Source organism: Celeribacter sp. SCSIO 80838 (assembly GCF_056498065.1).
Genome location: NZ_JAZKMA010000001.1, coordinates 1,670,849 through 1,695,086, shown reverse-complemented (window position 1 = coordinate 1,695,086; position 24,238 = coordinate 1,670,849). Strand labels below are relative to the sequence as shown.

At 61.7% G+C, this 24,238-nt stretch carries 25 protein-coding genes; 18 read left to right on the top strand and 7 right to left on the bottom strand.

Features of this window, described 5'->3' with window-relative positions; genetic code table 11:
• Positions 1–13: 13 nt before the first annotated feature.
• The gene (locus V1475_RS08425; protein ID WP_434288612.1) at positions 14–241 is read right to left on the bottom strand and encodes a hypothetical protein; all 228 of its coding nucleotides are present in this window, start codon (positions 239–241) and stop codon (positions 14–16) included.
• 109 nt (positions 242–350) lie between these two features.
• The gene (locus tag V1475_RS08420) at positions 351–1,250 is read right to left on the bottom strand and encodes an MBL fold metallo-hydrolase (RefSeq protein WP_479412387.1); all 900 of its coding nucleotides are present in this window, start codon (positions 1,248–1,250) and stop codon (positions 351–353) included.
• Positions 1,251–1,486: 236 nt separating this feature from the next.
• Here V1475_RS08420 and V1475_RS08415 point away from each other — a divergent pair, with 236 nt between their 5' ends.
• The 6 genes from V1475_RS08415 to V1475_RS08390 all read left to right on the top strand — a co-directional run bounded on the left by V1475_RS08415 (position 1,487) and on the right by V1475_RS08390 (position 6,963).
• Complete coding sequence (locus V1475_RS08415) at positions 1,487–2,215, top strand: CoA transferase subunit A (protein ID WP_479412386.1); 729 nt, start codon at positions 1,487–1,489, stop codon at positions 2,213–2,215.
• Between the two features lie 6 nt (positions 2,216–2,221).
• Complete coding sequence (locus V1475_RS08410; RefSeq protein ID WP_479412385.1) at positions 2,222–3,277, top strand: GSCFA domain-containing protein; 1,056 nt, start codon at positions 2,222–2,224, stop codon at positions 3,275–3,277.
• Complete coding sequence (locus V1475_RS08405) at positions 3,274–4,059, top strand: hypothetical protein (protein ID WP_479412384.1); 786 nt, start codon at positions 3,274–3,276, stop codon at positions 4,057–4,059. The genes V1475_RS08410 and V1475_RS08405 overlap by 4 nt, the downstream gene beginning before the upstream one ends.
• 21 nt (positions 4,060–4,080) lie before the next feature.
• Positions 4,081–4,710 carry a 3-oxoacid CoA-transferase subunit B gene (locus V1475_RS08400; RefSeq protein ID WP_479412383.1) on the top strand — a complete coding sequence of 210 codons (630 nt, stop codon included), beginning with the start codon at positions 4,081–4,083 and terminating at the stop codon, positions 4,708–4,710.
• Between the two features lie 152 nt (positions 4,711–4,862).
• The gene (locus V1475_RS08395) at positions 4,863–6,224 is read left to right on the top strand and encodes an FAD-binding oxidoreductase (protein WP_479412382.1); all 1,362 of its coding nucleotides are present in this window, start codon (positions 4,863–4,865) and stop codon (positions 6,222–6,224) included.
• 1 nt (position 6,225) lies between these two features.
• Positions 6,226–6,963 (top strand): SDR family oxidoreductase, encoded by a 738-nt coding sequence (locus V1475_RS08390; protein WP_479412381.1) that lies wholly within the window; start codon positions 6,226–6,228, stop codon positions 6,961–6,963.
• 24 nt (positions 6,964–6,987) lie between these two features.
• Here the strand turns inward: V1475_RS08390 and V1475_RS08385 are convergent, their stop codons facing one another.
• Complete coding sequence (locus V1475_RS08385; RefSeq protein WP_479412380.1) at positions 6,988–7,833, bottom strand: lytic transglycosylase domain-containing protein; 846 nt, start codon at positions 7,831–7,833, stop codon at positions 6,988–6,990.
• Between the two features lie 383 nt (positions 7,834–8,216).
• Between V1475_RS08385 and V1475_RS08380 the strand changes: the two genes are divergently transcribed.
• The 11 genes from V1475_RS08380 to V1475_RS08330 all read left to right on the top strand — a co-directional run bounded on the left by V1475_RS08380 (position 8,217) and on the right by V1475_RS08330 (position 18,947).
• A complete protein-coding gene (locus V1475_RS08380) occupies positions 8,217–8,474 on the top strand; it encodes a Flp family type IVb pilin (RefSeq protein ID WP_479412379.1) in 258 nt (85 codons plus the stop codon).
• A gap of 280 nt (positions 8,475–8,754) precedes the next feature.
• Positions 8,755–9,597, top strand: coding sequence for a Flp pilus assembly protein CpaB (cpaB, locus tag V1475_RS08375; protein ID WP_434288629.1), 843 nt, complete (start codon positions 8,755–8,757; stop codon positions 9,595–9,597).
• Between the two features lie 260 nt (positions 9,598–9,857).
• Complete coding sequence (locus tag V1475_RS08370; protein ID WP_434288631.1) at positions 9,858–11,228, top strand: type II and III secretion system protein family protein; 1,371 nt, start codon at positions 9,858–9,860, stop codon at positions 11,226–11,228.
• Positions 11,229–11,234: 6 nt separating this feature from the next.
• The gene (locus tag V1475_RS08365) at positions 11,235–11,888 is read left to right on the top strand and encodes an OmpA family protein (protein WP_479412378.1); all 654 of its coding nucleotides are present in this window, start codon (positions 11,235–11,237) and stop codon (positions 11,886–11,888) included.
• Positions 11,889–12,089: 201 nt separating this feature from the next.
• Entirely contained in the window at positions 12,090–13,346 is a 1,257-nt protein-coding gene (locus tag V1475_RS08360) for a CpaE/TadZ family protein (RefSeq protein WP_479412377.1), read from the top strand.
• A gap of 35 nt (positions 13,347–13,381) precedes the next feature.
• Positions 13,382–14,842: a CpaF family protein gene (locus tag V1475_RS08355; RefSeq protein WP_479412376.1), complete on the top strand. Its 1,461-nt coding sequence runs from the start codon at positions 13,382–13,384 to the stop codon at positions 14,840–14,842.
• Positions 14,843–14,854: 12 nt separating this feature from the next.
• Positions 14,855–15,826 carry a type II secretion system F family protein gene (locus V1475_RS08350; protein ID WP_434288639.1) on the top strand — a complete coding sequence of 324 codons (972 nt, stop codon included), beginning with the start codon at positions 14,855–14,857 and terminating at the stop codon, positions 15,824–15,826.
• Between the two features lie 12 nt (positions 15,827–15,838).
• Positions 15,839–16,816 (top strand): type II secretion system F family protein, encoded by a 978-nt coding sequence (locus V1475_RS08345; protein ID WP_479412375.1) that lies wholly within the window; start codon positions 15,839–15,841, stop codon positions 16,814–16,816.
• Positions 16,817–16,882: 66 nt separating this feature from the next.
• Positions 16,883–17,470, top strand: a complete 588-nt coding sequence (locus V1475_RS08340; RefSeq protein ID WP_434288643.1) for a tetratricopeptide repeat protein — start codon at positions 16,883–16,885, stop codon at positions 17,468–17,470.
• A 117-nt stretch (positions 17,471–17,587) separates the two neighbouring features.
• Entirely contained in the window at positions 17,588–18,448 is an 861-nt protein-coding gene (locus V1475_RS08335; RefSeq protein WP_434288645.1) for a tetratricopeptide repeat protein, read from the top strand.
• Positions 18,449–18,455: 7 nt separating this feature from the next.
• Positions 18,456–18,947, top strand: coding sequence for an A24 family peptidase (locus V1475_RS08330; protein WP_479412374.1), 492 nt, complete (start codon positions 18,456–18,458; stop codon positions 18,945–18,947).
• A gap of 12 nt (positions 18,948–18,959) precedes the next feature.
• Here V1475_RS08330 and V1475_RS08325 read toward each other — a convergent pair whose 3' ends face one another.
• Positions 18,960–20,594 carry a hypothetical protein gene (locus V1475_RS08325; protein WP_479412373.1) on the bottom strand — a complete coding sequence of 545 codons (1,635 nt, stop codon included), beginning with the start codon at positions 20,592–20,594 and terminating at the stop codon, positions 18,960–18,962.
• Between the two features lie 162 nt (positions 20,595–20,756).
• On the opposite strand from V1475_RS08325, the gene V1475_RS08320 reads away from it, so the two are divergent.
• Positions 20,757–22,073 carry an ATPase gene (locus V1475_RS08320; protein ID WP_479412372.1) on the top strand — a complete coding sequence of 439 codons (1,317 nt, stop codon included), beginning with the start codon at positions 20,757–20,759 and terminating at the stop codon, positions 22,071–22,073.
• Positions 22,074–22,147: 74 nt separating this feature from the next.
• Here V1475_RS08320 and folD read toward each other — a convergent pair whose 3' ends face one another.
• The 3 genes from folD to V1475_RS08305 form a co-directional block, all read right to left on the bottom strand.
• Positions 22,148–23,050, bottom strand: coding sequence for a bifunctional methylenetetrahydrofolate dehydrogenase/methenyltetrahydrofolate cyclohydrolase FolD (gene folD / locus V1475_RS08315; protein ID WP_479412371.1), 903 nt, complete (start codon positions 23,048–23,050; stop codon positions 22,148–22,150).
• 3 nt (positions 23,051–23,053) lie between these two features.
• A complete protein-coding gene (locus tag V1475_RS08310; RefSeq protein WP_479412370.1) occupies positions 23,054–23,365 on the bottom strand; it encodes a chorismate mutase in 312 nt (103 codons plus the stop codon).
• A gap of 61 nt (positions 23,366–23,426) precedes the next feature.
• Complete coding sequence (locus V1475_RS08305; RefSeq protein ID WP_434288654.1) at positions 23,427–24,200, bottom strand: methyltransferase domain-containing protein; 774 nt, start codon at positions 24,198–24,200, stop codon at positions 23,427–23,429.
• Positions 24,201–24,238 lie beyond the last annotated feature (38 nt).

The following is a 24,238-nucleotide window of genomic DNA, read 5'->3' as shown; positions in this document are numbered from 1 at the left end:
TTTCTTGGCCGGTTCAGGTCACCGGGTGCAGCCGCCCGCCGTGATTGTGGATACAGCCCCCGACCATGGCCTTGAGATAAAGGGCTGCACCGGGTTTCACCACGACATTGCCGCCCACCATGCCCTTGAGGGTCAGTTCGACGCCTTCCTCGATCACCGCATCTTTCGCAATCAGCCCCTCGAACGTGCCGCTCTTCGAAAAGATGTGGTTGCCGCCGATCATGGAATAAAGCTGGGACATAATATTCTCCTCCCTGGAAAGTATGAAGCCTGAGTTAAACGTTCGCTCACTTTCTTAACAAATGATTAAAGGCGCCCCCGAGGGAGCGCCTTTCCGCCGATCCAAAGGATCAGTGCTTCGGCTCGAACCGGTTGAGCGGGATGCGCAGCACCGCGCGCCCCTTGTCATCCGGCTCCGGCAGCCGCCCGCCGCGAATGTTGATCTGCAACGCGTAGAGCATCTGTTTCGGCAGCGGCAAAGTGGCATCGCGGGCGTCCCGCGCGGCGATGAACTCTTCCTTGCTGATGCCGTCTTTCACGTGGATATTCGCGGCCTTATGCTCCGCCACCGTGGCCATACAGGCCTCTTCGCGCCCGCCCTTGCGATAGTCGTGGCCAACAAAAACGCGGGTATCGCCCGGCATCGCCAGAATCGCCTGCAAACTGTTCCAAAGCTCTTCGGAGGAGCCGCCGGGGAAGTCCGCGCGCGACGTGCCGCTGTCGGGCACCATGAAGGTGTCATGGGCGAAAACGGCATCGCCGATCACGTAGGAAATCGACGCCAGCGTGTGGCCGGTGGAGAGAATCACCTTGGCCGTCAGGCTGCCAATGCCGAATATCTCGCCCGGCTCGAACAGACGGTCCCAATAGTCGTCGCGGTTTTTCAGGCTGTCGTCGGCATAAAGATCGGCCCAGATGTTCTGGACATCGAGCACCTTGCGCCCGATGGCCTGCGGCGCGTTCAGCTTTTTCGCCAGATAGGGCGCAGAGGAAAAGTGGTCGGCATGAGGGTGGGTGTCGAGCACCCAGACCACGTTCAGCCCTTGCTCCTTGACATAGGCCAAAATCTCATCTGCGCTGGCGGTCCAGGTGGCCCCGGCGGCGGCGTCGAAATCGAGCACCGGGTCGATGATGGCGGCGGCTTTGGTCTTCGGATCGGACACGACATATTGCCAGGACCCGGTCACCTTTTCGTAAAAGGCGGCGACGTCCGGGCTGCCGGGATTTGCGGAAGCGGCGAAAAATTGCATGAAGGTCTCCTGTGCGTTGCTTTTCATATTCTCAAAATGGAATATGATAAACTCCGGCAGAGTTTCAAGCCTGACTGAAACCGTAAGCTATTTTGTCGCAACCGTCATGCCCCGGCGCTCCGCACAACCGTTCGCCAGACGGACAATGCTTGCTGTGGCGCAGCACATGATTGACTTGCGGTGGCAGAACCCGATTAATCGGCGAAATGGATTTCGGGATTTTCGGGAGGATCAAGATGAAGAAAGTATATGGCTCGGCGGCGGACGCCCTCGACGGACTCTTGACGGACGGGATGTTGATCGCGGCGGGCGGTTTTGGCCTCTGCGGCATCCCCGAGCTGTTGATCGAAGCGCTGGTCGAGAGCGGCGTCAAGGACCTGACTGTGGCCTCGAACAACGCGGGCGTAGACGGATTCGGTCTCGGGAAGCTCTTGGAAACCCGCCAGATCAAGAAAATGATCTCGTCCTATGTGGGCGAGAACGCCGAGTTCATGCGGCAATATCTGTCGGGCGAGCTGGAGCTTGAATTCAACCCTCAGGGCACGCTGGCCGAACGCATGCGCGCGGCGGGCGCGGGCATTCCGGGGTTCTACACCAAGACGGGTGTCGGCACCGTGATCGCCGAGGGCAAAGAGCACAAGGACTTTAACGGCGAGACCTATATCCTCGAAGAGGGTATTTTCGCCGACATTTCCATCGTGAAAGCGTGGAAAGCCGACGAGACCGGCAATGCCGTGTTCCGCAAGACCGCGCGCAATTTCAACCCGCCCGCGGCGATGTGCGGCAAGATCTGCATCATGGAGGTCGAGGAGATCGTCCCCACCGGCTCGCTCGATCCGGATTGCATCCACCTGCCCGGCGTCTATGTGCATCGTCTGATCCAGGGCGAGCACGAAAAGCGCATCGAACAACGCACCACGCGCCCGCGCCCCTCTGGGGCGACACGCCCGCGTCCGGCGGCGTAAACGCAGATGGGCTCCCCCTACGATCATCTGCCCGGCTCCGCCTTTTGGCGGAGCGGCGTGGCCGAGGCCGATCCGACGGCGATCGAGGGGCTGTGCGTGCCGAAATTCCGCATCTCGCCGACGGATCGGATCATGACGGCGGGGAGTTGCTTTGCCCAGCATGTGCATCGCAATCTCGTGGCGCGCGACTGGGCCGTGATCGACGTGGAGACCCCCAAAGGGCCGTTCCCGCGCGAGGTGCTCAATCGTTACGGCTATGCGCTCTACTCGGCGCGTTACGGCAATATCTACACCGTGCGCCAGATGGTGCAGCTTCTGCGCGAGGCGCAGGGGGAGATCAAACCCGCCGAACCCATCTGGGAACGCGACGGGCGCTATTTCGACGCGCAACGCCCGAATGTCGAACCCGGCGGGTTGGCGACACCCGCGCATGTGACAGAGGCCCGCGCCATCCACCTGCGCCGCGTGCTCCGCGCCGTGCGCCGGGCGGATGTCTTTGTCTTCACGCTGGGGCTGACGGAGGTCTGGTTTCATCTTGAGAGCGGCACGGTCTACCCGACCGCGCCCGGCACGCTCGCGGGCACCTATGATCCGGACGTCTTCGGCTTTCACAATTTCAGCCTGCCGGAGGTGCGCGACGATCTCGAAGACCTGCGCAGCCGTCTGATGGCGCTGCGCCCTGACATTCGGATGCTTTTGACCATTTCGCCCGTGCCTTTGACGGCCACCGCGACGGGCGGCCATGTCATGCCCGCGACCGCCTATTCCAAAGCGACGCTGCGCGCGGCGGCGGGGGAAGTTGCGGCGAAATACGACAATGTCGATTACTTCCCGTCTTATGAGTTGGTGACCAACCCGGCGGCGGGCGGGCGGTTCTACAAGGAGAACCTGCGCTCCGTCACCGAAGAGGGCGTTGCCTCGGCGATGCGCATGTTCTTTCGGGCACATGGCACGGAGGCCGAAGACGCGCCGCAGATCGCCCGTAAGACGCCGGAGGACGACGGGTTGGAAGAGGCCGATCTGGTCTGCGAAGAAGCTTTGATCGAGGCGAGCCGGTCATGAGCGACAGACAGAAAATCCTCATCATCGGCACCTCTCACACCGGCGCGTTCTACACCGCACGGCACCGGATCGCCAAAGCGTTTCCAACTCTGGATGTGACCTGCTTCGGCCTGCCGGGGCAGATTTATAGCGCGGCCCTTTACGAGGGCGGCGTGTTTCGCGCACCGGAAGACGCCAGCCATTTGCTGGGCTGGATGGACACAAACGAAATCGACTTTGCGCCCTTCGCCCGCATTCTGCATGTCGGCGAGCGCTATACGCTCAATCACGCCATGCGGCTCATGGTGTTTCACGACATTCTCGAGGAACCGGAACGCACCTCCCGCGCCTTCCTCTCAGAAGCCGCGCTCGGCGATCTGTTGCGAGGATTGGTGCGCCAGCGCGCCGAACGGCTGGCCGAACGTTTCGGGGCCGATCCGCGCCATTGCTTCCTGCCCGCCCCCTACCCGCTCGCACGGTCCGTGGCCGCAGGTCCGGGGCATGAATTCGCCCTCGCCTCGCTGCGCAAACGCCCGCATGGCGCGAAATGGATGCAACGCTACGAGGCGATGATCGAAGAGGAAATGGCGCGTATCGGGCTCGATGTCATGCTGCAACCGCAGGAGACCCGCGCCGGTCAATTCATGACCGAGGATCGCTATGCCCGGCCCGACACGGACCCCGGCATGGAGACCGTCGATCATCGCCACATGAATGCCGATTACGGATGGCAGGTGTTCTGTGCCTTCGCACAGGACCGACTTGGAGTAGTCCCGGAGGGTGCGGATGCCCTTGCGGAGTGAGAGTTAACGGAGGAGACACAAATGGCTTGGGATCGCAACCAGATGGCGGCACGCGCCGCGCAGGAACTACAGGACGGCACCTATGTAAACCTCGGGATCGGCATCCCGACTCTGGTGCCGAATTTCATCCCCGAGGGCGTCACCGTCACGCTGCAATCGGAGAATGGCATGCTGGGCATGGGCCCGTTTCCTTATGAGGGCGACGAGGACCCGGACCTGATCAACGCAGGCAAGCAGACCATCACGGAACTGGCGAACACGGCCTATTTCGACAGCTCGTTTTCCTTCGGCATGATCCGGGGCGGCAAGATCGCCATGGCGATTTTGGGCGCGATGGAGGTCGACGAGAAGGGCGATTTGGCGAACTGGATGATCCCCGGCAAGCTCGTCAAGGGCATGGGCGGAGCCATGGATCTCGTGGCGGGCGTGGGCCGTGTGGTGGTGGTGATGGATCACACCAACAAGCACGGCGAAAGCAAACTTCTGCACCAATGCACCCTGCCGCTCACCGGTCAGGGCGTTGTGGATCGGGTGATCACCAATCTCGGCGTGCTCGATGTGGTCGAAGGCGGGTTGAAGCTGATCGAACTGGCCGAGGGCGTCAGCGAAGAAGACCTGCGCGCCGCGACCGAGGCAACGATTGTGAACTGATCTGAATATTTTTACCGAGAAAAAACCAAACGCGGCTCCCGGACGGGGCCGCGTTTTCTTTTGCAAAGATTGTTCGGAAATCCGAAACAGCATCACACTCTCGCCCCAATTGTTATTTATTCAGCGGAGAAATCAGTCACAGTCATAAGACCATGATCCCAGAGCAGCCCTCCCCCAAATCAGTGACCCCGACGGTCTGGAACTCCCTCACCTATACCGGCTGGGGCCGGGCGCGTCCCGCCACGGGCCAGATCGCCCGCCCCGAACGTCAATCCGTCCTCGCCCGCGCTGTCGCCCAAAGCCCCGCGCCCGCCTTCGGCCTGCGCCGCTCCTATGGCGACGTGGCGCTGAACGATGGCGGCAATTCCTATGACATGACCCGGCTCGACCGGGTGTTGGAATTCGACACGGACAGCGGTCTCGTCACCGTCGAGGCCGGGATGCCCATCGGCGATCTGGCGCGGCTCACGGCGCCCAAAGGCTGGCTCCCCGCCGTGATGCCCGGCACCGGCTTTGCCACCGTCGGCGGCTGTATCGCCAATGACGTGCATGGCAAGAACCACCACACACAGGGCAGCTTCGGACAACACGTGACCGAGATCACGCTTTTGCAAGGCGAGACCTCGCGCACCATCACCCCGGACAGCGATGCGATCTGGCTGGCCACCCTCGGCGGGCTCGGCCAGACCGGGGTGATCGCCAAGGCAACCCTGCAACTCATGCCCTGTCCCGGCGAGATGATGCGCCTGACGGAACGGCGGATCGAGAACCTCGACGCCTTCCTGCGCGCCTTCGACGACAGCCAGACGCCCTACACGGTCGGCTGGATCGACGGCACCGCCACGGGCGATGCGCTTGGCCGCGGCATTCTTGAGGAAAGCGAGTTGGTGACCGGTGTCCCCGGTGTCGACCGCTCCGGCGAAGGCGCAATCTCGGTGCCGATGAATGCGCCGGGTTGGGCGCTGTCGTCTCCCATCGTACGCCTGTTCAACGCCGCCTATCTCCGCAAAGTGCCGACCGGGGGCCGCACCTCCGTCAAGCCGATCCACAAGGTACTGTTCCCGCTCGATGCGTTTCACGACTGGAACCGGCTTTATGGCAAGCGTGGGTTCCATCAGTTCCAATGCGTCCTGCCCACGGATCGGGTCGACGTGCTGCGCGCGATGCTCGAAAAGATCGCCGCCTCGCATCTCTGCTCACCGCTGGCCGTGCTCAAGAAGATGGGGCCGGGGCGTGGCGGCTATCTGTCCTTCCCGATGGAAGGCTATACGCTGGCCATCGACGTCCCGAACCGGGACGGATCGCAAGAGTTGATCGCCGAGCTGACCCAGATGACGCAGGACGCGGACGGGCGGATCTATTTCGCCAAGGACGGTGTCGCCGATGCAGCACAGATCAAAGGCATGTACCCGGATCGGGACCTCTGGGCCGAGGCCGTCAATGCCGCCGACCCAACGCGCGCGCTCGAAACCGATCTGGTGCGGCGTCTGAACCTGCGCGGGAAAGGGGCCTGAGATGCAACACACCTGGATCATTCTCGGCGCCACCTCCTCCATGGCCCGCGCCACGGCCCGCCGTCTCGCCAAAGACGGCGCGGTGCTCCTGCTCTGCGGTCGCGACATGGACGACCTCTCCGCCACCGCCCATGATTGCCTTGCCCGTGGCGCGCTCAAAGCCGAAGCCCTACGTTTCGACGCCCGCGACAGCAGCACATTCGCACCGATCATCGACCGCGCGCGCGCCGAGGACGGCACGCTCAACTGCGCCGTTTTCGTCGGGTCCATGCCGGAGCAATCCGCCATCGACGCCGATCCGACCCTGATCGACGGCGTGGTGCAGGACAGCCATATCGGCCCCGCCACCTTCCTCTCCCTGCTCGCCCCGCATCTCGAAGAGCGCGGCCAAGGCACGGTGGTGGGCGTCACCTCGGTGGCGGGAGATCGCGGCCGGATCGGCAATTACGTTTACGGCTCCGCGAAAGCGGGCTTTGCCACCTATCTCTCCGGCCTGCGCAACCGGCTGACGCGGGCGGGCGGGCATGTGGTCACCGTCAAACCCGGCTTCGTCGACACAGCGATGACCTGGGGCATCGAGGGCATGTTCCTCGTCGCCTCCCCCGACGCGGTGGCGAAAGACATCCTCAAAGCGGTGCACAAGAAAAAGAACGTGATCTACACGCCGTTCTTCTGGCGCTACATCATGCTGATCATCCGGTTGATCCCGGAACTGATCTTCAAGAAACTTTCGATCTGACGAGAGGGCCTTCGGGCCCTTTTTTCAATTTTGCGCCCGCACCGCGTTGGTCGCAAACACACAGCCGTCGGAATACAGTTCCGGTGGGCTGAGGCACAGCCCCTTGGCCACCTGCCAGGCCGCCAGAACCTTCGGCACATAGGCGCGGGTTTCGGCATAGGGCGGCGGGCCATTGTTGGCCTTCACGGCATTCTCTCCGGCATTATACCCCGCAAGCGCCAGCGCCACGTCGCCGTTGAACTCGTTCAAAAGCCAGTCGAGATAGGTGATGCCGCCCTTGATGTTCTGATCCGGGTCCTTGGCATCGACGCCGAACCGCTCCGCCGTCGCCGGGATAAGCTGCATCAGCCCCTGCGCCCCCGCCCCGCTCACCGCCTCCGCATTGCCGGAGGATTCGACCGCCATCACCGCCAGCGCCAGCGCGGGGCTCACCTTCGTCCCGATGGAATGCAGCAAAAGCGAACTACCATAGCGATTGGCGATGTCCGTGACCTGCTGAAAGCTCGGGCTGGGAATCGATTTCCCCGGATCGAGCTCAAGCGCGGCCAATGCCGCACCAAAGCGTTCCGGCCCCGCCCCCGCCAGATCGTGCGGCACGGCGCTCCAGTACCAGTCCAGCAATTCCGCAGGCACCGGGGCAACCGGATCGGGCACGGCGGGCGGCGCTTTTACGGTTTTCATTCCCGGCCTGATCTGCACGTCGATGAGATGCCCGGCCCCATCCGTGGGCACACCGATGCGTTTCGGACGCACCTCCGGCCAGGGCGGCGGCGCGCTCGCCTCTTCGGCGCGCAGCGAAGATCCACCAGCAAGACAGCTCAGACTCACGGCAAGCGCGCAAAGCCCCGCGCGTTTCAGGAAAAACGACATGATCATACTGCTCTCAAGGGGCGGTCCGGTCCGAAACACCGGCCGCTTTTGCCGACAGTTTCGCAAAAATCTCGGCCAAGAACCAGAATTTTAGGCGATTCCAGCACCAATCTCATGTCAGGGTAACCGGAAAAACCACTCAAAAGCATTTTCATACAAAATAGTTAAAATTTTTTATATTTTAAAATCAATGAGTTGAATTGAATTTCCACGCAATCTGTGCCGTTTCCAAAAACGTACCAATCCTGCCCAACTCTCGCCCCAGTTGGGGGGCCATATAGGGTCATCGAAAGCGAGACGGAGCGCTGAGGCAAGGGAAACGCCAAGCTCGAAATCGCCAAGACGTGGAAACCAAACTGAACACATCCTCGGAGGGATACCAAATGAAATTCTTCAAACTCTACAAAAACTTCTCCCGTGACGAAGACGGTGCTGTGACCGTTGACTGGGTCGTGCTGACCTCCGCCGTCGTGGGCCTCGGCATCGCCGTTCTGACCACCGTTGCTGGTGGCACCAAAACCCTCGGCGCAAAAATTTCCGACGACCTCTCCGCTCGTACCGTGATCGACTACTCCGACTCCGACACCACGACCCCCGACACCACGACCCCTGACACCTCTGAGACCCCCGTCGGAGGCTAATCCTGATCTTCCGACACGTATCGGACTGCATGACACAACCGCGCCCCTCCCGGGCGCGGTTTTCCTTTCGGGCAAACCGTCTCAGGATCCCGGGCACCTTTGACGAACAGCCATCGGAATTCGCACCGTTTGTTCGGGAATCGGCAAAAATTCACGACTGCGCCGCGGTGAAACCACCAATTTGCCGTATTTCGATGAAACTCTGAACGAGTGTTCCCAAGGGTCTGGGCCGCGAAGCGGTTGTCATGCCCGACATGGGTCCGCAAGTAGAGGGAAAGTTATGCGTATTATTTTCGGATTGGTCCTTGTGATCGGTGTCGCCCTGGCCGGGTTCGCCGTTCATATGACTCGCGGGTACCTGTCGACCTATCAGGCCGAACTGGACCGTGAAAAGGCCATGCGTGCCAATGCCGTCCAGACAACGGACATCTATGTCGCGAAGAAAGCCCTGAGCTATGGCGACCCGCTGCTGCCGAGCATGGTGAAAAAAGTCCGCTGGCCGAACGACGCCATGCCGAAAGGCGCCTTCCTGACCGAAGCGGATCTCTTCCCCGAGGGACCGGACGTGCCGCGCCGCGTGCTGCGCAACATCGAACCGATGGAGCCCCTGCTCGCGGTCAAGCTCACCGCCCCCGGCGAAGATGCCGGCGTGGCCTCCCGTCTCGCCAAGGGCATGCGCGCCTTCGCGATCCGCGTCGACGTGGCCTCCGGCGTGTCGGGCTTCCTGCATCCCGGCGACCGTGTCGATGTCTACTGGACCGGGCGTCTGCCCGATTCCGGGCGCGACGTGACGAAACTCATCCAGACCTCGATCCCGCTGGTCGCCGTCGACCAGATTTCCAGCAGCGACCCGCAGACCACCAACATCGCCCGCACCGTGACCGTCGAAGCCACGCCGACGCAGGTGGCAACGCTGGCGACGGCGCAAAGCACCGGACGCCTGTCGCTTGCCCTCGTCGGGCGCAACGACGACACCGTGATCGACAGCGTCGAAGTCGACAAGAACACGCTTCTGGGCATCGAAGAACAAGTCTACACCGCCGCTCCGAAAGCCAAGGTCTGCACCGTGCGGACCCGCAAAGCTGGCGAAGTCATCGTGATGAACATTCCCTGCACGGAGTGACACTGACCCACACGGGCATATCGCCGCCCTTAAAAGGTCCCGGATGACGGCACAGACCGATCCGGGATTTTTTTCGATTTGATCAAAGACTTGTCCTGATACAGTCTGAAATCCGGCACCGCCCCTTGTGGCTTATCCACATCATAAACGTCACCCAAGAGATTGATTCTTGCATAAAAAGTTAAATTAACGCATTGTCTGAGCAAATGGGTCGCAAAGAACCCGATGGATTGAGGCGTGGTCGACAGAGGCAGGATCACATGAAAACGTTGAATTTGATCAAGGCGGCCCTCGTCGGGCTTGCCGTTATCGGCGCTAGCCCGACCGGGGCTTTCGCAGAAAAACTCCGTGTGATGACGGGATCGCCCTCCGGCGTCCTGAACGTGCCGATGAACCGCGCCGTGGTTGTCGAAAGCGATGAACCTTTCGCCGAAATCTCGATTGCCAATGCGGCCATCGCCGACATCTCGACCCTTTCCGAACGCTCGATCTATGTGCTGGGCCGCGCGCCGGGCATGACGACCATGACCCTTCTGGCCCCCGACGGCTCCCTGATCACCAACGTGCAGGTTCAGGTGACGCCGGATGTGACCGAGTTCAAGGAACGCCTGCGCCAGATCATGCCGAACGAAATCATCGAGGTGCGCACCGCAAATGACGGGATCGTGCTGTCGGGTACGATTTCCTCGGCCATCATGATGAACCGGGCCATCGAGCTGGCCGATCGCTATGCGCCGGGCCGCGTCTCGAACATGATGAACATCGGCGGCACGCAACAGGTGATGCTGAAAGTTCGTTTCGCCGAAATGTCCCGTTCGGTTTCAAAAAGTTTCACCGCAAATGTGGGTGTGACCTACGGCGGCAATGACGCCAGCAGCACCGCAACACTCGGCGGCTCCGCTGGCGGAGATGGTCAGGGGCAATTCTCGATCGCAGGCAAGATCGGCGACACCGAACTCTCCGTGCTTTTGGAAGCCATGGAAGAGAAAGGCCTCGTCCGCACCCTTTCGGAACCCAACCTGACCGCTCTCTCCGGGCAGCAGGCGAAATTCCTCGCCGGTGGCGAATATCCGATCCCCGTGCGCGACAACGATGGTGTTTCGATCGATTACAAACCCTTTGGCGTCGAACTCGAATTCACCCCCCGCGTGGTGAACGGCGACCAGATCAACCTTGAAATGCGCGCCGCCGTCTCCGGTGTCGACAGCTCTGTCAACTACACCGTCGACGGCTTCACCCTCAACTCCTTCAAACGCCGCGAGACCTCCACGACCGTAGAACTGCGCGACGGCCAGAGCTTTGCCATCGCCGGTCTGCTTCAGGACGATTTCGAAGATCTCGTCGGTCAGGTGCCGTGGCTTGGCGACATCCCCGTGCTCGGCGCTCTGTTCCGCTCAAGCGATTACACCCGTCGCCAATCCGAGCTCGTCATCATCGTGACGCCGCATCTGGTGACGCCGGTCAACGGCATGGCGCTGAGCCTGCCGACCGACCGGGTGAAAATCCCGACCGAGAGCGATCTTTTCCTCTTCGGCAAAACCTTTGGCGGCACCACGGCCCCGAAAACCGGTGCCGCCGCAGAAGTCGCGAAACAGGATTTCTCCGGCTCCTATGGCTACGTGATGGAGTAAGACGTCATGCGGATCTCTCTGAAACTCTCGCTCGCCGCCTCCGCCCTGCTCGCTCTGGGCGCCTGTTCGGATCAAAACGCCCTGAACTACTTCAATCAGGAAGCCGGGGCCTATCTCGACAACGGCACCTTCGGCAATTCGACCATGAACAACACCCTCGTTCAGACCGGTCAGATGAATTACGTGATCGACCTGAACGAGCGCTTTGCCGCCAGCGTGCCCACCACGGTGAATTTCGAATTCAACTCCGCGACGCTCGACGGTGCCGCCCGCGACGCGATCCGAAAACAGGCGCATTTCATGGCGCAATTCCCGGAAGTGCGCTTCCGCGTCTACGGTCACACCGATCTCGTCGGCTCCAACGCCTATAACAAAGCGCTGGGTCTGCGCCGGGCGAAAGCCGTTGTTGCCGAACTGGCGCGCAATGGCATCTCCCGCTCGCGTCTCGAGGCCATGGTGTCTTTTGGTGAAACCCAGCCCCTGATCGTCACCCAGAGCCCGGAGCGCAAGAACCGCCGGACGGTCACGGAAGTCTCTGGTTTCGTGGAGAACTCCCCGTTGATCATGGATGGGAAATATGCCGAGATCGTCCGTCGCGGCTATCTCAGCAGCGCGCAATCTCGCACCAGCATTTCCGCCAGCGGTAGCGTCGACGGCTAAACGATCGTCGCGGAATAGCGAATTATTACGCGATTTCGGCCCTATTGTTGCCCCAATACCCCGGCACCTTATCCCCAATGGGAGCAGTATGCCCGACAACCGAGTCGGGCAAACGCGCCAGGGGATCAGGGCCGGGTTTCTCGTTTGAGGCACTCTGAGCCTCGGTAAGCCTGGCGTTCGAGATAAAGGACGCTTTGAGCAATGACGAGTGAAGCTCTATTGCAAAACGACCCGGCCCCGCTTGTGGCCTGTACCGTCAGCCGGGACGTACAGAACTTCGATCTGCTGATCGAGGACATGGAGGCTGAACTGGGCGAAGCCTGGGGCGACCTCTCCTTTGAAGATGCCCGGCAGTTTTTCCGTCAGCCGGAAAGCGGCGGGCTGAAATTCGTCGCCATGGCGCTCGATCATGAGGACGAGAGCCTCCTGGCGATGATCGCGGATCTGATCAAGTCGGCCAAAGCACAGAATATCAAGGTAATTCTGGTCGCCGACGAAATTTCCCCCATGGTCCTGCATCAGTTGTTGCAACTTGGTGCCGAGGATTTCATCCCCTACCCGCTACCGGAAAACGCCCTGCATGAGGCGATCGAACGGCTGGATGCGCCGCGCAAGGTGCCTGCCATCGACTTCGTGGATACGCGCCCCGCGCATGCTGCCCCACATGGCGGCGGTGCACATGGCATCGTGCTGCCGGTGCAATCCATTTCGGGCGGTGCTGGTGCCACAACCATCGCGGTCAACCTCGCCTGGGAACTCGCCAATATCGAAAAGAAAGGCCCGCAACCGCGCGTCCTTCTGATCGATTTCAACCTGCAATACGGCTCGGTCTCGACCTATCTCGACCTGCCGCGGCGCAATGCGGTCTATGAGCTTCTGTCCTCCACCGAAATGATGGATGACGACGCCTTCAAGGGCGCGTTGATGAATTTCAACGACAAGCTTTCGGTGCTGACCGCGCCGCCGGACATCCTGCCGCTCGATTTCATCGATGCGACCGATGTGCAGCGTCTGCTCGACATGGGGCGCAAGCATTTCGACTATGTCATTCTCGACATGCCGATGACGCTCGTGAGCTGGACCGAAGTCGTGCTCAACGCCGCTGAATTCTATTTCGCGCCGGTCGAACTGGATCTGCGCTCGGCCCAGAACATCCTGCGTCTGCGCAATGCGCTCAAGGCGGAGGAACTGCCCTTCGACAAGATGCGCTTCCTGTTGAACCGCGCGCCGAAGGCCATGGATCTGTCCGCGAAAGCGCGTCTCAAACGCATGGCGGAGAACCTCGAAATCGACATCGACGTGCAATTCCCCGATGGCGGTCGCCCGGTGCGCGATGCCTGCGATCAGGGCATGCCGCTTGGCATCGAGGCCGCAAAAAATCCGCTTCGCAAGGAAATCCAGAAACTCGCGGCCTCGCTGCATGCGCGGCAGAGCCAGCAACTCGAAGCGGCACAATAAAGCCCGCCACGGCCATGAGGTGAGAGAGCAAGACCATGTTTTCGCGATATAAAAAATCCGATGGCCAAAAGGCCGCCCCCGTCAAGACCCAAGCGGCCGCCCCCGTCGCAGCCACCGTGCTGGCCCCGGCTCCGGCGCAAGCGCCCGCCCCCGCCGCAAAGGTTCAGCGCCGCGAAGCCCCCCGCGCGGCCCAGGTTGCACCGCAGGACAAAGAACGTCGCCGCAAGGAACGTCTGGGCGACATCAAGGTCGAGATGCACAAGCGTCTGCTCGAAGACCTGAACCTCGCCGCCCTCGAAACCGCGCAGGAAAAGGACCTGAAATCCGAGATCTCCGACATCACCGCGGAATTTCTCGCCGATCAGGGGCTGGTGCTGAACCGCGACGAACGCATTCTGCTCAATCAGGAGCTCTACGACGAAGTGCGCGGCCTCGGGCCGCTCGAACCGCTTTTGAAAGACGAGACGGTCAACGATATTCTCGTCAACGGTCCGCATCAGATTTTCATCGAACGCGCCGGCAAGCTCGAACTGTCGGACATCACCTTCAAAGACGAAAAGCACCTTCTCAGGATCATCGACAAGATCGTCTCCGCCGTGGGGCGTCGCGTCGACGAATCCAACCCCTACGTTGACGCCCGTCTCAAGGACGGCTCGCGTTTCAACGCCATGGTGCCGCCCGTCGCCGTCGACGGCTCCCTCGTCTCCATCCGGAAATTCAAAAAGGACAAGCTCGGCATCGACGATCTCGTCCGGTTCGGCGCCTTCACCGAGGAAATGGCCGCCTATCTTCAGGCCGCCGTCTCCACCCGTCTCAATGTCATCGTCTCCGGCGGGACGGGGTCCGGGAAAACCACCACGCTCAACGCGCTCTCGGGCTTCATCGACAACTCCGAACGCATCCTGACGATCGAGGATACGGCGGAGCTTCAGCTCCAGCAGACCCATGTCGGCCGAATGGAAAGCCGCCCCGCCAACGTCGAGGGCAAAGGCGCCGTCACCCAGCGCGATTGTCTCCGCAACGCGCTCCGGATGCGTCCCGACCGCATCATCGTGGGTGAAACCCGTGGTGAAGAGGTGATCGACATGTTGCAGGCCATGAACACCGGCCACGACGGCTCGATGACCACGATCCACGCCAACTCGGCGCGCGATGGTGTGTCGCGTCTCGAAAACATGATCGCCATGGCCGGGATCGAAATGCCGCTCAAGGCCGTGCGCTCGCAGATCGCCTCCGCCGTCAACCTGATCGTGCAGGCCTCCCGCCTTCAGGACGGCTCGCGCCGCATGGTTTCGATCACCGAGATCACCGGCATGGAGGGCGATGTGATTTCCATGCAGGAGGTGTTCCGCTTCCAGCGCACCGGCCTCACCCCCGACAACAAGATCATCGGCCATTTCACGGCGACCGGGGTCCGCAGCCACTTCTCGGAACGCTTCCGGATGTGGGGCTATGACCTGCCGCACGCGATTTTCGAACCGACCAACCCGCGTTAAGGAGCCTCCCCCATGATCATTTCCCTGGAACCGGTCATTTACGGCGTCATCTTCATCGCCGTGCTGCTTCTGGTCGAAGGCATCTATCTGACCGTGTTCGGCAAGTCGATCTCGCTGAACTCCCGCGTCAACCGTCGCTACGAATTGCTCGAGAAAGGCACAGGCGACCGCGAGGAGGTGCTCAACCAGCTCCGCAAGGAGATGAGCCAGCACCTCAAGTCGCGTCAGGTTCCGCTCTATTCCGTGCTGGCCGAAAAGGCGCAGAAGGCCAATATCGCCTTCTCCCCCACCCAGCTTCTCATGGTCATGGCGCTTCTCGGCATGGTCGCCTTCGTCGGCCTGTCGATCGGCACCTCGGCCTCCCTGCCAATCCGCATCGTCGTCTCCGGCGCCATGGGCGTCGGCGCGGTCTATGTCTGGATTCAGGGCAAGGCCAAGAAACGCCTGAGCCTGATCGAGGAACAGCTCCCCGACGCCGTCGAGCTCATGGTCCGCAGCTTGCGCGTCGGCCACCCGTTCTCCAATGCGCTCACCATCGTCTCCAAGGAGGTCCCCGACCCCTTGGGCACCGAAATGGGCGTGATCGCCGACGAGAGCGCCTATGGGCGCGACGTGGGCGAGGCGCTCAAGGATATGGCCGAACGGCTCGACATGCAGGATCTGCGCTTCCTCGCGGTCGCCGTGTCGATCCAGCAGCAATCGGGCGGCAACCTCGCCGAGGTGCTCGACGGTCTGGCCAAGGTGATCCGCTCGCGCTTCAAACTGTTCCGCCGGGTCAAGGCAATCACCGCCGAAGCGCAATGGTCCGGCAAGTTCCTCTCGGGTTTCCCGCTGCTGATGCTGCTGGCGATCAACATCATGAAACCCGACTATTACGACCGGGTGAAGGACACATCCGCCTTCATTCCCGCCTGTCTCGTGGTCGCGGGATTTCTCACGATCAATATTTTCGTGATGAAATCGCTCGTGAACATCAAGGTCTGAGGAGAACACGCCATGCAAGAGCTCTTTACCACGCTCCTCGGCGACCAGCTCGGCCCCTTCGGCCCGCTGATCCTCGTCGGCACGCTGGGGGCCGTCCTGATCCTCGTCGCCCTGCCCGCGCTTCTGAACCGCAAACGCGACCCGATGGATCGCCTCAAGGAGCAGGCCCAGGCCAGCAAGGCGACACACAAGCAGGCCGCTTTGCGCTATGAGGACAAGAAAGGCGCGAAGCTCGAAAAATACTCCGCCTTCCTCGAACCGCAGAACGAAGAAGAATATTCCGCCGCCCAGCTCAAGATGATTCAGGCGGGCTATCGCAGCAAGAACGCCGTGCGCATGTTCCACTTCGCGCAATTCGCGATGGGGATCGGCGCGCTGGTCCTTGGTCTGCTCTTTGCCCTGCTGAAATCCTCGCAACAGGAGGTGACGCCGAAATCCCTGGTGTTCATGGTGCTGTTCCCGGCGGTGATCGGCTACATGCTGCCGAAATACTGGGTCACGCGTCGCGTCGAGGCCCGCAAGGAGGAAATCACCAACGGTTTTCCGGATGCGCTCGATCTCATGCTGGTCTGTGTCGAGGCCGGTCAGTCGCTCGATCAGGCGATCATCCGTGTCGCCAAGGAAATCCGCTCCGGCTTCCCCGCGCTGGCCGACGAGTTCGAGATCGTCTCCTACGAAATCAAGGCCGGCAAGGACAAGACCAACGTGCTGCGCGACATGGCGGAGCGCTGCGGCGTGCCCGATGTGGCCTCCTTCGTCACCGTGCTGATCCAGTCGCAGCAATTCGGGACCTCGATCGCCGACGCGCTTCGGATTTATGCCGGTGAAATGCGTGACAAGCGCGTGATGCGTGCCGAAGAGGCCGCAAACAAGTTGCCTACCAAGATGACCCTTGCCACAATGATGCTGACCGTGCCGCCGCTGCTGATCATCCTGATCGGGCCGTCGGTCTATGACATCTACGTCCTGCTGTCGGAAGCCAGCTTCTGAGCCCGCCTGTCGGGCTCGCGAGCACCGGCTCCGGTCGCAGGACCGCACAAGAAGGCAAGGGACAGCATGTCTCGACATCTCACGCGCGGCCGCCGATACGCCATCGGGGCTGCGCTTTTCCTCTCTCTCATGGCCGCTTGCGGCTCCGAAGACATGCTCAAACCGCTCAAGGACAATGGCGCTTATGCCCCCGCCGGCGTCGATGTCGGCGAGACCTCGGTCGACGGGCTGATCGTCGGACACCGGCTGATGGCGGCGGGCGAATTCGAACTGGCGCTCAAGGCCTATTACCGCGCTGCGGCACATCAGGGCATGACCGTCGACACGCTCTCGGCCATCGGCTCCGCCAAGCTGCGCCTCGGACGTCTCGGTCAGGCCGAGGCCGATCTGCGCAAGGCGATCGAGCTGGACGACACGTTCGTCCCCGCCTGGAACAACCTCGGCGTCGTATTGATGGAACGCGGCGAATACGGCGAGGCCGAGCGGGTGTTCCACACCGCCTTTGCGCTGGACAGTGGCCAATCTGCCGAAATTCGTGAAAACCTGCGCTTGGCGCTCGCAAAACTCGAAAATCCCACGTATAGTGAGGAAAATGAGAGCAATTTCACCTTGGTGCGACGCGGGACGAGTGAATACGAAATCCTTGCACGCTGAACCTGTCTGAGATCCGAAAACGGGCCGACGGTCGAGACAAGGCGGAAACAGAGTTGAGGCAAAACGGGTCATCAAGAGGCATAACGCCCGGACCCGAGACAGAGGATGGCAGGCATCATGCGCAACCTTCATGTGATCACGCTCGTGCTGGCGGGCTCCGTGGCCCTGACGGCCTGTCAGAAACCCTTCGGCGGTGACGTGCGCCGTGCCGACACCTCCGTGAACGCGATCGACGGAACCGGCCTCTCCGACATCATGCTCAACACCGCCGACCCGGCCGAAGCCGTGTCCTACTTCTCCCGTGCCGTGGGCGAAAACCCGGACCGCATCGATCTGCAACGCGGCCTCGCCAAATCGCTGGTGCGCGCAGGCGAAAGTCAGGCCGCCGTCAACGCCTGGAAAAACGTCGTCGCCCATAAGGACGCGACGGTGGACGACCGGGTGGATTACGCCGATGCGCTGATCCGCACCGGCGAGTGGAAAGAGGCCGAGGCCCAGCTCGACGCCGTGCCGCCGACCCATGAAACCTACAAGCGCTACCGGCTCGAGGCGATGATCGCCGACAGCAATCAGGAATGGAAAAAGGCCGACAGTTTCTACCAGACCGCCGTCGGCCTGACCACCCGTCCCGCCGGTGTGCTGAACAACTGGGGCTATTCGAAACTGACCCGCGGCGAATACAGCGAGGCGGAAAAGCTCTTCGCACAGGCGATCACCTACGACTCCTCGCTGTTCACCGCCAAGAACAACCTGATCCTCGCCCGTGGCGCGCAGGGCAAATACGACCTGCCCGTGATGGAGATGACCCAGACCGAGCGCGCCCAGCTTCTCTACACGCTGGGGCTCGCGGCGGTGAAAGCCGGGGACGTCACCATCGGCAAGGGGTTGATCAAAGAAGCCATCGACACCCACCCGCAGCATTTCGAAGCCGCCGTGCGCTCTCTGCGCGCATTGGAAACCAACGTCTCGAACGGCTGATCCCCGCATGCTGACCCTGCCCTCTCAGGCCGCGCTCTGGTTCCTGCTGCCGGTCACGCTGGTGTCCTTCATCGCCGCGTTCAACGATCTCAAACGGATGAAACTCCCGAATGTCATGGTGCTCGCGCTGGCCGCGATCTACGTGGCGATGGGGCCGTTTCTTCTGCCCTTCGATCAATACCTCTGGGGCTTTGCCCATGCGCTCGTGATGTATCCCATCGCGCTTTTCGCCTATGCCTATCTCGGCGTCGGCGCGGGCGATGGGAAATTCGCCACCGCCATGGCGCTGTTCATCCCGCTTCCCGATCTCGGCCCGGTGCTGACGCTCTTTGCCGCCTTCCTGATCGGCGCCTTCTTCGCCCACCGCCTGCTGCGCGCCCTGCCGCCGGTGCGGCGCGCCACACCGGATTGGGTCTCCTGGGAGCATCGCAAATTCCCGATGGGGCTGGCGCTTGCGGGCACGATGATCAGCTATCTGACGCTCGCGATCTTCCTCTGAGACCGCAACGCCTCACTCTTTCACCACCGGATAGACCAGCATCATCGGATCGCGCAGCGGTGCGCGCAATGTCAGCCCCGCCGTCTCAATCGCCGCCAGCACACGGCGCGCGACGCTCGGGTCGATCGGACAGGTCGGAACGATGATGGCATCCGCATTCTCCACCCCCGGCGTGCCGGAATAATACCACGGCGCACCGCCTTTCAGCGGGGCGAAATCGCCGAAAATCCAGATCGCCGAGGCAAGATCGGTCACGAAAAACTGGCTTTCGGCGGTAAAATTGAACGGCGCTTCCTTCAGCCGGTCCGCCATATAGCGATGCACCGCCAAATCCCCCGCCTGCAAGGCGCAATGCGGCAGGGTCTCGCCCAGAAACTCAAGCGGCGCGAACACCTTTTCCTCACCAGCATAGGGCACAAGCTCCGGATAGCGCTCCGCAAGGTTCTCACGCGCCAACACCCTCAACGCCTTCCGCTCAGACACGAACAGATCGTCCAGATCCGCCCGCCCCGGGAATTGCGGCACATAACCTTCCGTCTTCGCAACGAGATGATGGAACGGGCTGGTGACGATGTTCTGAAGCGAAGGCGCGATGAGCGCAAAGGCCACCAGCGCCAGCGCGGCCGTCGCGTTGCGCGCATCGGCATTGAACAGGACCCGCCACCCACGCTCCGGCCGCTCCGCCATTAACAGGAGGCACAACAGGATGAGCCACTGCGGATCGTTGCCGAAATTCTGATAGGTGACATAGACGAAGCCCGGCGCGAGCAGCAGCAAAAGCAACCCGGCCCGATCCCGCCCCGCCTGTCGCAACACGATCACGGACAGGATCAGTGTCGAGGTCGCGATCAGGAACCGCGGCGCATTCAGCACGTCGACGAAGGACACACCGGGCACCGCACGGTTCGCAGAACGTGTCACCGTCAGAAGATCGGAGAAATAGGCCGGCAGGAACGCCACGCCATAGACTGCCGTCACGGCCATGGCCACGGCGAGACCGCTCACAAGCCCGGCCCCAAGGCTGCGCCAGGCCCCGCGCAGCACAAAGCCAAGCGCCACGGGCAGCACGAACCCCACGAAATAGGTCGGCTTGATCAGCGCCAGAACCGCCAGCATCAGCCCTGCGATCACGCCGTCAATCAGCGGGGCTTTGTCCCCGTCCCGTTCCGGCAGCACCGCCAGAAGCACCGCGATGAAGGACGCGACCCAGGCCCAGCGGTTGTAATACATCGCCACGGAAATCGCGGTGACATTCTCGCCATGCACCAGAGCGAGGATCATCGCCACCGCCACCACGCCAAAACCCCAGGCCGCAAGCCCCGTGAGCCGTGAAAGCGCGACACGCGCAACCAAGGGCGCGAACAGCACGGCGATCAGAACCTGCGCAGCGACAAAGGCCTGCCCGACGCCCAGCCCCGCATCCATCATCCAGCGGATCGGCAGAAAGGCGAAAATCCCGATGGGGGTGGAGAAATCCAGATGCGGCACCTGCCCCAGCCCCATCCGCAGCAGCACGTCCACCATATGCGTGGCGTCGCCCTCGTGTTGCGTGAGATAGAGCCCGCCCTTGGCAAGCCCTGCCCCACCCAGAACAAGGATCAGAACTGCGAGAAATACGATGTATTTTAACGGAGAAATTCGCCCCATCCGCCCTGCCTCGTTCATTTTTGCGAAAGGTTATGGCCAAACACTCCGCATTGCAAAGCCGTGCCGGTGAAACCGCGCGAAAATCTTGGCTTTATGTCCCGGTCTCCGTAGACTGTCGGCAAAAGCACAAGTCTGCGAACAGGCAAACAGAGGGCAGCCATAATGACCATGATGGATTCGACACCGAATGTGATCGCTCCCGTCGCGCCGAAACGCGCCGATGAGACCGGGCTGTCGCCGGTGATGATGCGCGACATCGTGTTGAAAACCATGTTCCGCACCAATCTCGAACAGGTTTCGCGCCTCTCGATGGCGCTGTGCCTGCCGGTGTCGATCACGCAGGATCTGGTGGACCGCGCCCGCGAACAGGGGCTTGTCGAGGCCACCGGCACGATGCATGCGGGCGCAGGTTCGGAGATGGGATTTCGCCTCTCCGATACCGGCAAGGCGCGCGCGCTCGATGCGCTGTCGCAGTCGGAATATTACGGTGCGATGCCGATCCCGCTCGAGATTTATGCCGAGCAGGTGAAACGCCAGTCTGTGCGCAACATGAAGGTGACACGCGATGCGCTTCTCGGCGCGATGGGCCATCTGATCCTGCCGCCGAACCTTCTCGATCAGCTCGGGCCTGCGGTGGGTGCGGGGCGTTCGATCCTGATGTACGGACCGCCGGGCAACGGCAAATCCTCGATCTCCAACGGCATTCGCGACGCGCTCGGCGATCTGATCTATGTGCCGCGCGCGATCGAGTACAACGGGTCGGTGATCACGGTCTATGACCCCCTGATGCATGTCAAACGCGAAGATGCGGAGGACGATCCCAATGCGCTCCGGAAAACCTCCAATCGCTTCGACCGGCGCTATGTGCGCTGTGAGCGCCCGTCCGTCGTGACCGGCGGTGAGCTGTCGCTCGACATGCTCGATCTGGTCTACAACCCCACCGCACGGACCTATCAGGCGCCTTTGCAGCTCAAATCCACCGGCGGGATTTTCATCGTCGACGATCTTGGCCGTCAGGAAGAACCGCCACAAAAGCTCGTCAACCGCTGGATCGTGCCGCTCGAAGAGAGCAAGGACATTCTGGCGCTCCAGTCCGGTGAAAAATTCGAAGTGCCGTTCGACACGCTGGTGATTTTCTCCACCAACTTCCACCCGAACAAGATCTTCGACACCGCCGCCCTGCGCCGGATTTTCTACAAGATCAAGATCGACGGGCCGGATCAGGCGGGCTTCCTGAAAATCTTCGCCATGGTCGCGCGCAAGAAAAAGATGCCGCTCAACGAGGAGGCGCTGGTCTACCTGCTCAAGGAAAAATACCCGACCATCGACAATGTCTACGCCAACTATCAGCCGGTCTTCCTGATCGACCAGATCATTTCGATCTGCGACTTCGAGGGCATCCCCTATCAGATGACGCCGGAGCTGATGGAACGGGCCTGGGCGAACATGTTCGTCGAAGAAAGCGAATTCGCGCACTGAACAAGGGCTCCAAAACGCAAAACGCCTCGCCATTTGGCGAGGCGTTTTGAGTATTTATGCCAAGAAAATATGGCTCAGGCCGTCAGCCCCTCCGGCTCCGCAAGGCCATGGCTGCGGCAACAGGCGGTGAGCGTATTGGCCAGAAGGCAGGCGATGGTCATCGGCCCGACGCCGCCCGGCACCGGCGTGATCGCCCCGGCCACCTCTTTCACCGCCTCAAAATCCACGTCGCCCACGAGCCGCGTCTTGCCCTCGCCTTTTTCCGGCGCCGGAATGCGGTTGATGCCCACGTCGATCACCGTCGCGCCGGGTTTGACCCAATCGCCCTGCACGAAATTCGCCCGGCCCACAGCGGCCACGACGATGTCGGCGCGCTTCACCACCTCGGCAAGGTCTTTCGTGCGCGAATGCGCAATCGTCACGGTGCAGCTGTCGCCCAGCAAAAGCTGCGTCATCGGTTTGCCGACGATGTTCGAGCGTCCGATCACCACCGCATCTTTCCCCGACAGCTCGCCCAGATGATCGCGCAGCATCATCAGGCAGCCCAGAGGCGTGCAAGGCACCATGCTCTTTTGCCCGGTGCCCAGCAGCCCGACGTTGGAGATATGAAACCCGTCCACATCCTTCGCCGGATCGATCGCGTTGATCACGAGGCTTTCGTTCAGATGTTTCGGCAGCGGCAGTTGCACAAGGATGCCATGCACCGCCTTGTCGCCGTTCAATTGTTCGATCAGTGCAAGAAGATCGGCCTCCGACGTGTCCGCAGGCAGTTTATGCTCGTAAGAGTGCATGCCGACCTCGACCGTCTGCTTGCCCTTCGAACGCACATAGACCTCCGACGCCGGATCGTCGCCGACCAGAACCACGGCAAGGCCGGGGGTCACGCCCTGCGCTTCCTTGATCCGTGCCACATGGGTGGCGACGCGCGCGCGCACATTGGCCGCAAAGGCCTTGCCGTCGATCAGGGTTGCCGTCATGTCCTACTCCTTCGTCTCACGCCCGAGCACACGCTCTTCACGGGCAATCATCTCTTCGATCATCAGGGCCCACATCTGGCGCGCCAGAACCGGGTCGAACCCGCTCAGCCGGGCGCGGGCCTCCACCTTGTCGAGCACATCGAGCACCCGGGCTTCGATCCGCGCCGGAAGCCCCTCGCCCGGCTTGATCTCGGCTGCGCGGTCGATATGCGCCTGCCGCACCGCCAGAAGATCGACGAGCGCGCAATCGAGATCGTCGATCTGCGCCCGCAACTCGGCCATGGAGGCAATCTCTTTCGGTGATTTCAGCGTCATGCAATGCCTCTCTGGCCCGAAGTTGGCGGCGCTTTACCACGCCCGCCCGCGCAGGGAAAGCTCAGCCCTTTTGCATCACCACAAACAGGCGTTTGAACGGGAACCACGCCCGGCCTTGGCGGTCGATCGGATAGGCGGCGTTCAGTTCCGTGTCATAGGCGTCGAGATAGGCATCGAGCCGCCCCTGCCCGCCGAAATGATCGAGATAGGGGCGCAGGTAGGTGGCTTGCGTGAAATGCCGCACAGGATGGCCGAAGGGGGCTTTGATCTCCTGCATATATTCCGTCATCCAGACACGCACCTCGCCGAAAGGCTCCAGAATGCTGACATAGCTGCGCGGCGGCAGCACATTGGAATTCGCATCCGTATCGGGGAAGGCCTCCGGGTCGAGGCGGCTGGCCACTTCGCGAGCCAGCACATGGGACGGCGCATCGTGCTGGCTCGGCACCTGCATGGCGAACCAGCCGCCGGGGGCAAGAAACTGCATCAGATGCGGCAGAACGCTGCGGTGATCCGGCACCCAGTTCAGCGCGGCATTGGTGAAGATCAGCGCGAAATCGCCCGCAAGCTCATGCGAGGCCAGATCGCCGCTCAGAATGTCGGCATAGTAACCGGTTTCGAGCGCGGCCTCGCGCATGGCTTCGGACTTTTCCAGCCCATAAAGCGTATGTCCCGGAAACCGCTCGGTCAGGAGATGCCCGACGCCGCCCGAGCCACAGCCCAGATCCATGATCGCCCCTTCGGGCAAGCTTCCGACAGCCCCCATCAACTCACCGGCCGGTCGCAAACGCAGATCGGCATATTGCGCGTATTTCGTGGGGCTCCAGTCGCTCATGCGGCTCTCCTCAAGCAAAAACCGCGCCCCGGAAAGGG